Source organism: Streptomyces hydrogenans (assembly GCF_014656075.1).
GTDB classification, from domain to species: domain Bacteria; phylum Actinomycetota; class Actinomycetes; order Streptomycetales; family Streptomycetaceae; genus Streptomyces; species Streptomyces hydrogenans.
In genome coordinates this window covers 1-12,681 of record NZ_BNBS01000174.1, presented here as the reverse complement: position 1 = coordinate 12,681, position 12,681 = coordinate 1, and the positions used below count along the sequence as shown (strand labels likewise).

Sequence of the window (12,681 nt, the reverse complement as noted above, 5' to 3'; positions counted from 1 at the left end):
CTACCGCTCCTGGATCCAGTCGGTCGCGGGGGTCTGACCTCCGCCGGTCCCGGGCCGGGCCGCCGGCCCGCGGCCCGCCCCCGGCGGAGCCGGCCGGTCAGCCGTGCCAGGAGCGCCACAGCGCCGCGTACGCGCCGTCCGCCGCGACCAGGTCGTGGTGGCTGCCCAGCTCGCTGACCCGGCCGTTCTCGACCACCGCGATCAGGTCCGCGTCATGGGCGGTGTGCAGCCGGTGCGCGATCGCCACGACCGTCCGCCCGTCCAGGACCCGGCCGAGCGAGCGCTCCAGGTGCCGGGCCGCCCGCGGGTCGAGGAGCGAGGTCGCCTCGTCCAGGACCAGCGTGTGCGGATCGGCCAGGACCAGCCGGGCCAGCGCGATCTGCTGCGCCTGCGCCGGGGTCAGCGCCTTGCCGCCCGAGCCGACCTCGGTGTCCAGGCCCGCGTCGAGCCCGCGCGCCCAGCCGTCCGCGTCCACCGCGCCCAGCGCCGTCCACAGCTCCGGGTCCCCGGCCGACGGACGGGCCAGCAGCAGGTTGTCGCGGAGCGTGCCGACGAAGACGTGGTGCTCCTGGTTGACCAGCGCCACGTGGGTGCGGACCCGCTCGGCCGGCATCCGCGCCAGCTCCGCCCCGCCCAGGGTGACGGCGCCGGAGCGCGGGCCGTAGATGCCCGCGAGGAGCCGGCCCAGCGTCGACTTGCCCGCCCCGGACGGGCCGACCAGGGCCAGCCGGGTGCCGGGCGCCACCGCGAGCGACACCCCGTGCAGCACGTCCACCCCCTCCCGGTAGCCGAAGCGCACGTCGGCCGCCTCGACCGACCGGCCCTCGGGCTCCACCGACCCGTCGCCGGGCTCCGGCTCGATGTCCCGCACGCCCACCAGCCGGGCCAGCGACACCTGCGCGACCTGGAGCTCGTCGTACCAGCGCAGCACGATCCCGATCGGGTCGACCAGCATCTGCGCGAGGAGCGCGCCGGTCGTCAGCTGTCCGACGTCCATCCAGCCGCGGAAGACGCAGACGCCGCCGATGACCAGGACCCCGCACAGCACGGTCGTGTGCGTCACGGTGACGACCGGGAAGAGCACCGACCGCAGGTAGAGCGTGTACCGCTCCCAGCGCGTCCACTCCCGGATCCGCCGGTCGGAGAGCGCCACCCGGCGCTCTCCCAGCCGGTGCGACTCCACCGTGCGGCCCGCGTCGACCGTCTCGGCCAGCGCGGCGGCCACCGCCGCGTACCCGGCCGCCTCCGAGCGGTAGGCGGCGGGCGCCCGCTTGAAGTACCAGCGGCAGCCGGTGATCAGCAGCGGCGCGGCGATCACCACGGCCAGCGCGAGCGGCGGCGCGGTCACGGCGAGCCCGCCGATCAGCAGCCCGGCCCACACCACGCCGACCACCAGCTGCGGCACCGCCTCGCGCATCGCGTTGGCCAGCCGGTCCACGTCGGTGGTGATCCGGGACAGCAGGTCACCGGTGCCGGCCCGCTCCAGGACGCCCGGCGGCAGACCGACCGCGCGGACCAGGAAGTCCTCCCGCAGGTCGGCCAGCATCTCCTCGCCGAGCATCGCGCCGCGCAGCCGGACCAGCCGCACGAAGAACGTCTGCACCGCGAGCGCCACGGCGAACAGCGCCACCGCGCTCCCCAGGTGGAGCTCCCGGGCGCCGTCGGCGAGCCGGTCCACCACCTGGCCGAGCACGTAGGGACCCGCCATGGACGCGGTCACGGCGACCGTGTTCACGACGACGAGCAGCACGAAGGCCGTGCGGTGCCGGCGCAGCAGCTCGCGGACGTAGGCCCGGACGGTCGCGCCGGCGGCGACGGGCAGGGTGGTGGCGGTCGTCGGGGCCGCCGGGTCGTACGCGGGCGGCGCCAGGCCGATCATGCGGTTTCCCCTTCCAGTGCTTCGAGTCCGGCCGTCGTCGCGGCGAGCTCGTCCTCCGTCTCCCGGGTGACGACCGCCCGGTAGCGCGGCTCCTCCGCGAGGAGCTCGCGGTGGGTGCCGTGGGCGACGGCCCGGCCCTCGTGGACCAGGACCACCCGGTCGGCCAGGTCCAGGACCAGCGGCGACGAGGCCAGCACCACGGTGGTCGCCCCGGCCCGCAGCTTGCGGACGCCGGCCGCGACGCGGGACTCGGTGTGCGAGTCGACCGCCGAGGTCGGCTCGTCGAGGACGAGCACCTCCGGGTCGGTGACCAGGGAGCGGGCGAGGGCGAGGCGCTGGCGCTGGCCGCCGGAGAGCGAACGGCCCCGCTCGGTGATCCGGGTCCGCATCGGGTCGCCGTCGGTGTCCACCGACGCCTGCGCGAGCGCGTCGAGCACGTCGTCGCACTGGGCGGCGGCGAGCGCGTCCTCCGGCCGGACCGCGCCGGACGCGGGCACGTCGAGCAGCTCGCGGAGGGTGCCGGACAGCAACACCGGCTCCTTGTCCTGGACGAGGACGGCCGTGCGGGCCGCGTCCAGCGACAGCTCGTCGAGCGGCACCCCGCCGAGGCGCACGGAGACGTGGTCGTCGCCCGGCTCGGCCGGATGCCCGCCGAGCCGCTCCGCGAGCCGGCCGGCCGCGTCCGGGTCGCCGCACACCACGGCGGTGAGCAGCCCGGCGGGGGCGATGAGCCCGGTCAGCGGGTCGTACAGGTCACCGGCCGCCCTCGCCTCCCGGTCGCCGCCGGCCGGCTCGGTGACCCGGCTCAGCGCCAGGACCCGCGCCGCGCGCTTCGCGGAGGGCCGCGAGAAGGCGTAGGCCATCGCGATCTCCTCCACGTTCCGCAGCGGATGGTGGGTGAGCGCCACCGCGCCGTAGACCGTTACCAGCGCGCCGACCGAGATCGTGCCGTCGAGCGCGAGCCGCGCGCCGTACGCCACCACGGCGATGAGCAGCAGGCCCGGCAGCAGCACCTGGACGGCGGCGATCAGGGCCCACATGCGGGCGCTGCGGACGGCGGCCCGGCGGACCTCCTGGGAGGCGGTCCGGTAGCGGCCGAGGAACAGCTCCTCGCCGCCGATGCCGCGCAGCACGCGCAGCCCGGCGACCGTGTCGGAGGCGAGTTCGGTGGCCTTGCCGGCCTTCTCGCGCTGCTCGTCGGCCCGGCGGGTCGCGCGCGGCAGCAGCGGCAGCGCGGCGAGGGCGAGCGCGGGGACGCCCACCGCGACGACGAGGCCGAGCGCCGGCTCGTACACGGCGATCCCGACGCAGACGGCCAGCAGGGTGAGGACGGCGGCGGCGAAGCGCGAGAACGCCTCGACGAACCATCCGATCTTCTCGACGTCACCGGTGGAGACGGCGACCACCTCACCGGCCGCGACCCGGCGGGTCAGCAGCGCGCCCAGCTCGGCGGTCCGGCGGGCGAGGAGCTGCTGGACCCGTGCGGCGGCGGTGATCCAGTTGGTGACGGCGGTGCGGTGCAGCATGGTGTCGCCGACGGCGATGCCGACACCGAGCGCCACGAGGACGCCGCAGCCGAGGGCGAGCCGCCCGCCGTCGTGGTCGATCACGGCCTGCACGGCGAGGCCGACGCCGACCGGGAGTCCGGCGATGGACAGCTGGAGCACCAACCCCCACAGCAGCGACCTCACCTGCCCGCCGAGCTGCCTGCGCCCCAGCCAGATCAGGAACCGGGTGCCCGAGCGGACGTCGGGCACCCCCGGGTCGGCGTACGGGAGTTGATGGATCTGCATGACGTCCCCAGGGGTGCTCGGGGGCGGACGGGGGGTGGGCCGGCGCACGCGGGCGCGCGTCGGCGGGGGTCCCGGCGAGGGACCCCGTGGGTACGGACCCCGGGGTGCGGGATCCGTGCCAGGTTCGCCCTCCGCCGGGCCCCGCGGCAACGGATTTTCCGGCGCCCGGGGGACGTTTCCGGCCGTTCGGACCCGCCGGGGACGGGCCGTCACGGCGGTCCCCGGCAGCGCCGTCACTCCTGCCCCGGGGGCTCCTGCGACTGTCGCGGGCCGGGGACGCCCCGGTCGTTCTGGAGCTCCAGGAGCTCCCGGAAGAGCCCCGGCACGGACGAGAGTTCGGCGAAGGTGCCCTCCTGCACGATCCGGCCGTGGCCGAGGACGACGATCCGGTCGGCGACCGCCACGTTCGCCAGCCGGTGGGTCACCAGGACGACCGGCCGGCCCTCGGCGATCTCCCGCAGCCCGGCGAAGATCCGGTGCTCGGCGCGGGCGTCGAGCGCGCTCGTCGGCTCGTCGAGGACGAGCACCCCCGGCCGGTAGAACGCCCGGGCGATCGCGATCCGCTGCCACTGGCCGCCCGACAGCTCGACCCCGCCGAACCACTCCCGCGCCAGCAGCGTCCCCCAGCCGCTGCGCAGCCCGTCCACGACCTCGCCCGCCCCGGACCGCTCGGCGGCCTCCCGCAGCGCCCCGTGCCCGCCGCGCGGCTGCCCGAGCGTGACGTTCTCCTCGGCGGAGAGCGGCCAGTGCGCGAAGACCTGCGGGACGACGGCCGTGTGCCGCCACATCGCGTACGCGTCGAGCTCGCGCACGTCCCGCCCGTCCCAGGTCACCGTGCCCTCCGTCGGCAGGTACAGGCCGGTGAGCAGCCGGGAGAGGGTCGTCTTGCCGGAGCCGTTCTCGCCGACCAGGGCGATGATCTCGCCGGCCCGCACCTCCAGGGTGACGTCGGCGAGCGCGGGCCGTTCGGCGTCCGGGTAGGTGTAGCCGAGCCGTTCGGCGCGGACCGCCTTCGGCGGGTCGGGGACGACGGTGCCCCGGTCCAGGCGGTGGCCGCCCGCCTCCGCGATGAAGTCGGCCCAGTCGTCCACGTACAGCCCGGTGCGGAAGATCCGGGTGCCGTAGCCGACGATCCCGTACAGGTTGGTGCCCACGGTCTGGAGGGCGAAGACCGCGGTGCCCGCCGAGGCGAGCGTCATCCGGCCGGAGCCGAGCAGCAGCACCAGCGCGCCCCACATGACGGCGGAGGCGACGCCGCCGGCCACCGAGCCCGCCATCGCCCAGCGCGAGCCGCGGTGGATGGCCCGGTCGGTGACGGTGTCCACGCGGGCGCCGATCTCGCGGTAGCGGCCGAGGAGGAAGCCGAACATGGTGCCGGAGCGCAGCTGGTCGGCGATCTGCCGGTCGGCGATGTACCAGCGCAGGTGCCCGAGGGTGCGCCGCTCGGCGGAGACCGCCCGGCCGCTCTCCCACTGGAGGTGCGCGCCCTTCATCCGGGCCAGCGCCTGGGGGAGCACCGCGAGCACGAGCAGCGGCAGCAGCACGGGGTGGAGGACGGCGACGACGCCGGCGGCGGCGATGATCGAGGCGAGGCAGGACATCAGCATCTGCGACTCGGTGATGAGGTCCTTGGCGACGTCGGCGCCCCGGTCGGCGTGGTCCCACTTGTCGTTGAAGCCGGGGTGGTCGTAGGCGGTGAGCTCGGCGTTGGCCGCGGCGTGCAGCATCTCCAGCTCGGCCTCGCGGGAGATGCGGGGCGAGAGGCGCGAGGAGACGTCGGAGATCACGATGCCGAGGACGGCCCGCAGCCCGACGGCGGAGGCGATCAGCGCGAGGGAGGGCAGCGCCTCGGTGATCCGGTCGCGGATGGGGCCGGGGGCGATCAGCGACGCGAGGGTGGAGCCGGTGGCGACGAGGCCGGTGGCCTCCAGGACGGCCGACAGGGCCTGGCAGGAGAGCAGCAGGGCGACGGCCCGCCGGTCCACCCGCCAGCCGAGCGCGAGCCCCTGCCGCACGAGGTGCGGCAGCCGGCGGGCCATCACCCACGGTGAGGTGGGTCTGCCTTCGAGGGCGGCGAGCTTGCCCGTCCGGTAGCGGTACTCCTCGGCTCGCGGCGCCGGGTCCGGCCCCGCCCGCTCGGTGGTCTGTCCCGCGGTGTCGGTGGTCTGTTCTGCGGTCACGGTGGTGTGTCCCCCGTCCGAGTGACGACACGGAAGGGGAGGAGCTACCCGGTATGCCCGGCGGCGCACCGCCCGGCAGGCGGTTCACCCGCCGGGGGGAACGCTTTCCGGACAGGCGCCGGGTCAGGGGCGCGTGGCCCGCTCCAGGGCGAGGAGCGCGGAGACGTACCGGCGGCCGGTGGCGCGGTCCATGCCGATCTCGCACATCCGGTTGGCCGAGAGGTGTGCGTCGAAGGGCCGGGCGGTGACCTCGGCGGCCTCGCGGGCCGTCGCCGAGGCGGTCAGCTCGGGGTGCAGCATGCCCCGGTCGCCGGCGAAGGCGCAGCAGCCCGCGTCGACCGGCACGACGACCTCCTCGGCGCAGAACTCCGCGACCGCGGTGAGCTGCCCGGTGTCGCCGAGGTGCCGCATCGAGCAGGTGGGGTGGACCACGGCCGAGTCCACCCGGCGCCGCGCCTCCAGCCGGGGGAGGAGTTCGTCCGCGGCCCACACCAGGGAGTCCAGCACGGTCAGTTCGGCGTGCAGCGCGCGGTTGTCCTCGGTGAGGTGGGGGACCACCTCGTGGGCGATGCCGAGGGTGCAGGAGGAGGCGTCGACCACCAGCGGAAGGCGGCCGCCCGCGGTCCAGCCCCAGGCGGCCTCCACGATCCGGTTGGCCATCACCTCGTTGCCCGCCTCGTACCCCTTGGAGTGCCAGATGGTGGCGCAGCAGGTACCCGCCACGTCCTCGGGGATCCACACGGGCCGGCCCGCCCGGGCCGAGACGGCGACGACGGCCTCCGGGAGCGAGGGGCCCGGGGTCCCGTCGGGGTTGCCGAAGATGCGGTTGACGCAGGCCGGGTAGTAGACGGCGACGGCCGCCGGGCGGTGGGTGCGGGGCAGCCGCCGGGGCGCCGCCCCGGGGATCTCCGGCAGCCACTCCGGTACGAGGTCGGGCCGGACGGCCTTGCGGGCGAAACCGGTCACCCGCTCCAGGAGACCGTCGCCCATCCGGTCGGCCGCGCCCACCGCGAGCCGTGCCGCGCCCTCGACGACGCGGAAGTGCCGTGCGGTGAGGGCGGCGATCCGCTCCTCGCGCGGGGAGTGCCGCGCGTGCCGGAAGTCCTTCATCAGGGCGCCGGTGTCGATGCCGACGGGGCAGGCCAGCTTGCAGGTGGAGTCGCCGGCGCAGGTGTCGACGGCGTCGTAGCCGTACGCCTCCAGGAGCCGCTGTTCGACGGGGGAGCCGTCGGCCTGGCGCAGCATCTCGCGGCGCAGCACGATCCGCTGGCGCGGCGTGGTCGTCAGGTCGTGGCTGGGGCAGGTGGGTTCGCAGAAGCCGCACTCGATGCACGGGTCGGCGGTCCGCTCCACGGCCGGGATGGTCTTCAGGCCGCGCAGGTGGGCCTGGGGGTCGCGGTCGAGGACGATCCGGGGGGCGAGGACCCCGTCGGGGTCGATGAGCTCCTTGGTGCGCCACATCAGCTCGGTCGCCTTCGGGCCCCATTCCAGCTCCAGGAAGGGGGCGATGTTGCGCCCGGTGGCGTGCTCGGCCTTCAGGGAGCCGTCGAAGCGTTCGACGGTGAGCTTGCAGAAGTCGGCCATGAAGGAGGCGTACCGCTCGACGTCGGTGGGGTCGGCGGCGTCGAAGGCGAGCAGGAAGTGCAGGTTGCCGTGGGCGGCGTGACCGGCGACGGCCGCGTCGAAGCCGTGCCGGGCCTGGAGGTCGAGCAGCTCCGCGCACGCCTCGGCGAGCCGGGCCGGGGGCACCGCGAAGTCCTCGGTGATCAGGGTCGTGCCGGAGGGGCGGGAGCCGCCGACGGCGGTCACGAACGCCTTGCGGGCCTTCCAGTAGCCGCCGATGGTGCCCGCGTCCCGGGTGAAGGCGTTGACGACGGAGGGCACCGGGGCGACCAGGCTGAGCCCGGCCAGGACCTCGCCGGCCGCCCGCTCGTGGGCGGCGAGGGCCGGCTCGTCCGGCGCCCGGAACTCGACGAGGAGCGCCGTGGTGTCCTTGGGCAGCTCCGCCCAGTCGGCCGGCACGCCGGGCACCCGCACCGAGGCCCGCAGGGTGTTGCCGTCCATCAGCTCGACGGCGAGCGCCCCGGCCTCGTTGAAGCGGGGCACCGCCGCCGCGGCGGCGGGCAGGGAGGGGAAGAAGAGGAGGGCGGTGGAGACCAGCCGGTCGAGCGGCAGGGTGTCGAAGACGACCTCGGAGAGGAAGCCGAAGGTGCCCTCGGAGCCGACCATCAGGCCCCGCAGGATCTCCACCGGGGTGGCGCCGTCGAGGAAGGCGTCGAGGCGGTAGCCGTTGGTGTTCTTGATCTGGTACTTGGCGCGGATCCGGTCCGTGAGCTGCGCGTCGGCCTCGATCTCGGCCTTCAGCGCGAGCAGCCCCGCGCACAGGCGCGGCTCGGCACGGGCCAGTTCCTCGTCGGCGGCCGGGTCGGCGGTGTCGACGACGGTGCCGCTCGGCAGCACACAGGTGAGCGAGGCGACCGTCCGGTAGGAGTTCCGGGTGGTGCCGGCGGTCATCCCGGAGGCGTTGTTGGCGACGACCCCGCCGATCGTGCAGGCCACCGCGCTGGCCGGGTCGGGTCCGAGGACCCGTCCGTACGGCGCGAGGGCCGCGTTGGCGCGGACGACGGTGGTGCCGGGGCGGATCCGGGCCCGGGCGCCGTCGTCCAGGACCTCCACGCCCACCCAGTGGCGGCGGACGTCGACGAGGATGTCCTCGCCCTGCGCCTGCCCGTTGAGACTGGTCCCGGCGGCCCGGAAGACCACCTCTCGGCCCTTTCCGTGGGCGTAGGACAGCACGGCCGAGACGTCGTCGACGTCCTCGGCGACCACGACCACCTGCGGCAGGAAGCGGTAGGGGCTCGCGTCGGAGGCGTAGCGCACCAGGTCGGAGATGCCCGAGAGGACCTTCCCGGGGCCGAGCAGGGCCGCCAGGTCCTCCCGGAGCCGCCGTGGGGTGCCGCGTGCCTGGAGGTCCGGGACCCGGTCGGGAGCCGGGGTCCGCTTCCGCCCCGGGCTGAGGGCCTGCGGGTTCGGTTCCAGCAGCGGCATGGCACGGCTCCCCTCGGCGCGGGCGCCGGAGGCGTCAGCAGCCGCTCTCCGGGACGGGCCCGGCCAGGGCGGTCAGCAGACCTCCGAGCACCTCGCGCTGTTCGACGGTCAATGGAGCCAGGATGTCCTCTGCGGCCGCCCGGCGCGCGCTGCGCAGCTCCCGCAGCGTGGCGCGCCCCTCGTCGGTGAGCTCGATCCGCACCACCCGGCGGTTGCTCGGGTCGGGCACCCGGCGCACCCGCCCGGCCGCCTCCAGGCCGTCGACGAGGCTGGTCACGGCGCGCGGGACGACCTCCAGGCGGGCGGCGAGGTCGGCCATCCGGGGCGGGGCGTCGCCGAAGTGCGCGACCAGGCGCAGCAGCCGGGACTGTGCGGGGGTGATGCCGACCGGCTCCAGGTGGCGCTTCTGGATGCGGTGGAGCCGGCGGGTGAGCCGCAGCAGCTGCTCGGCGAGGAGCCCGTCGGGGTCGGGGGCGCTCACGGCGGGGGTGTTCATGGGGGAACAATATCAGGACCTTGTTCATTGTGAACATAGGTAAGAGTGAGCTACAGTCCGATGTGCGTGCTCGAATCGCCCGCATTCCTGCCTCATGCCTCGAAGGAGCCCATGCGCCCCCACGACGAGTCCACCTGGACACCTCCGCCGCGCGATCCCGCGCAGCCGAAGGAGCCCGCCCAGCTGCGGCGGATCCTCGGCCTCTTCCGCCCCTACCGCGCCCGTCTGGCACTGGTCGGCCTGCTGGTCGGCGCCGCCTCGCTGGTCTCGGTCGCCACCCCGTTCCTCCTCAAGGAGATCCTGGACACCGCGATCCCCCAGGGGCGCACCGGGCTGCTCAGCCTGCTCGCCCTCGGCATGATCGTCACCGCCGTCCTGACCGGCGTCTTCGGCGTGCTCCAGACCCTGATCTCCACCACCGTGGGCCAGCGCGTCATGCACGACCTGCGCACCGCCGTCTACGGCCGGCTCCAGCGGATGCCGCTGGCCTTCTTCACCCGGACCAGGACCGGCGAGGTCCAGTCCCGGATCGCCAACGACATCGGCGGCATGCAGGCCACCGTGACCTCCACGGCCACCTCCCTGGTCTCCAACCTCACCGCCGTCGTCGCCACCGTGGTCGCCATGCTCGCCCTCGACTGGCGCCTCACCCTCTTCTCCCTGCTCCTGCTGCCCGTCTTCGTCTGGATCAGCCGGCGGGTCGGCGGCGAGCGGAAGCGGATCACCACCCAGCGCCAGAAGCAGATGGCCGCCATGGCGGCGACCGTCACCGAGTCGCTCTCCGTCAGCGGCATCCTGCTCGGCCGCACCATGGGCCGCGCCGACTCGCTGACCGAGTCCTTCGCCCGGGAGTCCGAGCGCCTCGTCGACCTCGAAGTGCGCTCCTCCATGGCCGGACGCTGGCGGATGTCCGTCATCGGCATCGTGATGGCCGCCATGCCCGCGCTGCTGTACTGGGCGGCCGGACTGGCCGTGCAGGCCGGCGGCGCCGTGATCTCCCTCGGCACCCTGGTCGCCTTCGTCTCGCTCCAGCAGGGCCTCTTCCGGCCCACCGTGAGCCTGCTCTCCACCGGCGTCCAGATGCAGACCTCGCTCGCGCTCTTCCAGCGCATCTTCGAGTACCTCGACCTGCCGGTGGACATCACCGAGCCCGAGGAGCCCGTCCGCATCGGCGCCGTCCGCGGCGAGATCGGCTTCGAGAAGGTCCGCTTCCACTACGACCCCGAGAGCGCGGGCCGGCCCACCCTCGACGGCATCGACCTCACCGTCCCCGCCGGCGGCAGTCTCGCCGTCGTCGGCCCCACGGGCTCCGGCAAGTCCACGCTCAGCTACCTCGTGCCCCGGCTCTACGACGTGACCGCGGGCCGGGTCACGCTGGACGGCGTCGACGTCCGCGACCTCGGCTTCGACACCCTCGCCGGAGCGATCGGCGTCGTCTCCCAGGAGACGTACCTCTTCCACGCCTCCGTCGCCGACAACCTGCGCTTCGCCAAGCCGGACGCCACCGACGCGGAGATCGAGGCCGCCGCCCGGGCCGCCCAGATCCACGACCACATCGCCTCGCTGCCGGACGGCTACGACACCCTGGTCGGCGAGCGCGGCTACCGCTTCTCCGGCGGCGAGAAGCAGCGTCTGGCCATCGCCCGGACGATCCTGCGCGACCCGCCGGTGCTGATCCTCGACGAGGCGACCAGCGCCCTCGACACCCGCACCGAGCACGCCGTGCAGCAGGCGATCGACGCCCTCTCGGCCGGCCGCACCACGATCACCATCGCCCACCGTCTCTCCACCGTCCGCGACGCCGACCGGATCGTCGTCCTGGACGCGGGCCGGATCGAGGAGAGCGGCACGCACGAGGAGCTCATGGTCCGGGACGGCGCGTACGCCGCCCTGGTCCGCCGCGACGAACAGGCGAACGTGGGAGCGGTTGTTCCCACGAACGTGTGATCGTTCCTGGATTCGTTGCCCAACTCCCGTACGGCGTCGGATGATTACGGTGCGCAAGCGACGGGCTGCAGACCGCGATCGCGCTGTCCCACGAAACATCTGTACGAGGAGAAGCACCACCATGAACGTCATCACCGATCTGCTCGCCGGCGTCCTCCACTTCCTGGGCTGGCTCGTCTGACGCTCGCAGTTCCCGGCGCCGTCGGTTCCCCGTCCCAGGGGACCGGCGGCGCCGCCGTGTGCCCGGGTCCCGGGAAACCCCGTCCCGCCGGGTTACGGTGCGGCCATGCCGTACCGGCCGTCCTCCCCGTACGCACCCCGCCGCCGTCCCCGCCTCACCCGCCGGGGCAGGCGGGCCGTCCTCGCCGGCGCCCTGCTCGCCCTCGCCGCGGCGATCGCCGTCCCCCTCCTGCTGCTCCTCCCGCGCGACCGGCCCGCCACCCCGCCCCCGCCCCCGACCCTGCTCGTCCCGGAGGGCCGGCGAGCGGCCCAGGTGTACGAGGCCGTCGACCGCGCCCTAGTCCTGCCGGACGGCGCCGCCCGCGAGGCCGCCGCGGCCCCGGCCGCCGCACTCGGGCTCCCGGCGGCGGCGGGCGGCAACCCGGAGGGGTACCTCTTCCCCGCCACCTATCCGCTCCCGGAGGGCACCACGGCCGAGGGTCTGCTCCGCTACATGGTCGCCACCGCCGCCCGCCACTTCGGCACTCCGGCGATCGCCGAGGCCGCCCGCGCCCAGGGCCTCGACCCGTACCAGGCCCTGATCGTCGCGAGCATCGCCCAGGCGGAGGCGGACACCCCCGACGACATGGCCCGGGTCGCCCGCGTCGTCCACAACCGGCTGGCCCGGGACATGCCCCTCCAGATGGACTCGACCCTCAACTACGCCCTGGGCCGCAGCACGGTCGACACCACCCTCGACGACACCCGTATCGCCGGCCCCTACAACACCTACGCGCGCACCGGGCTCCCGCCCACCCCCATCGGCAATCCCGGTGACCAGGCGATGACCGCCGCCCTCCATCCGCCCGCCGGTGACTGGCTCTACTTCGTCACGGTCGCCCCCGGGGACACCCGCTTCACGGCCGACTACGCGACCCACCAGGCGAACGTGGCCGAGTTCAACGAGCGGCGGAGGCAGGAGCGGACGCAGTAGCGTCCGCTTTGTGCGGAGAACGACTGATTCGAGTGGTATCGAGTGTGCGGTCGACTCGTTGGGCAGCACATGAATCAGCTCAGACGACGTCGCTGGATCTGGTCGCCCATCACCTCCTGGCAGGCCAGAAGGGTCTGCCGCACGATCGGGTGACATCTGAACTGGCTTGCCTTGCAGGGCAGGTG

The 12,681-nt window shown here is 74.6% G+C and carries 7 protein-coding genes; 2 read left to right on the top strand and 5 right to left on the bottom strand.

Annotated elements, in window-relative coordinates; genetic code table 11:
* Window positions 1-97: 97 nt before the first annotated feature.
* From IE321_RS38175 to IE321_RS38155, 5 genes are all read right to left on the bottom strand, one after another.
* On the bottom strand, window positions 98-1,879 hold the full coding sequence (locus IE321_RS38175) for an ABC transporter ATP-binding protein (protein ID WP_190226290.1): 1,782 nt from the start codon (window positions 1,877-1,879) through the stop codon (window positions 98-100).
* Entirely contained in the window at window positions 1,876-3,672 is a 1,797-nt protein-coding gene (locus tag IE321_RS38170; protein WP_190226289.1) for an ABC transporter transmembrane domain-containing protein, read from the bottom strand. Before IE321_RS38170 ends, IE321_RS38175 begins: the two co-directional genes overlap by 4 nt.
* Window positions 3,673-3,905: 233 nt before the next feature.
* A complete protein-coding gene (locus IE321_RS38165; RefSeq protein ID WP_190226288.1) occupies window positions 3,906-5,852 on the bottom strand; it encodes an ABC transporter ATP-binding protein in 1,947 nt (648 codons plus the stop codon).
* A gap of 123 nt (window positions 5,853-5,975) precedes the next feature.
* Window positions 5,976-8,900 carry an FAD-binding and (Fe-S)-binding domain-containing protein gene (locus tag IE321_RS38160; protein WP_190226287.1) on the bottom strand — a complete coding sequence of 975 codons (2,925 nt, stop codon included), beginning with the start codon at window positions 8,898-8,900 and terminating at the stop codon, window positions 5,976-5,978.
* Between the two features lie 34 nt (window positions 8,901-8,934).
* Window positions 8,935-9,381 (bottom strand): MarR family winged helix-turn-helix transcriptional regulator, encoded by a 447-nt coding sequence (locus tag IE321_RS38155; RefSeq protein ID WP_190226291.1) that lies wholly within the window; start codon window positions 9,379-9,381, stop codon window positions 8,935-8,937.
* A gap of 126 nt (window positions 9,382-9,507) precedes the next feature.
* On the opposite strand from IE321_RS38155, the gene IE321_RS38150 reads away from it, so the two are divergent.
* Window positions 9,508-11,343 (top strand): ABC transporter ATP-binding protein, encoded by a 1,836-nt coding sequence (locus tag IE321_RS38150; protein WP_190226286.1) that lies wholly within the window; start codon window positions 9,508-9,510, stop codon window positions 11,341-11,343.
* A 286-nt stretch (window positions 11,344-11,629) separates the two neighbouring features.
* Complete coding sequence (gene mltG / locus IE321_RS38145; RefSeq protein WP_190226285.1) at window positions 11,630-12,496, top strand: endolytic transglycosylase MltG; 867 nt, start codon at window positions 11,630-11,632, stop codon at window positions 12,494-12,496.
* Window positions 12,497-12,681: the final 185 nt, after the last annotated feature.

Bases quoted from the DNA above. Each gene is read 5' to 3' on its own strand.
- mltG (WP_190226285.1), top strand. From the start codon at position 11,630: ATGCCGTACCGGCCGTCCTCCCCGTACGCACCCCGCCGCCGTCCCCGC.
- IE321_RS38170 (WP_190226289.1), bottom strand. From the start codon at position 3,672: ATGCAGATCCATCAACTCCCGTACGCCGACCCGGGGGTGCCCGACGTC.
- IE321_RS38160 (WP_190226287.1), bottom strand. From the start codon at position 8,900: ATGCCGCTGCTGGAACCGAACCCGCAGGCCCTCAGCCCGGGGCGGAAG.
- IE321_RS38150 (WP_190226286.1), top strand. From the start codon at position 9,508: ATGCGCCCCCACGACGAGTCCACCTGGACACCTCCGCCGCGCGATCCC.
- IE321_RS38175 (WP_190226290.1), bottom strand. From the start codon at position 1,879: ATGATCGGCCTGGCGCCGCCCGCGTACGACCCGGCGGCCCCGACGACC.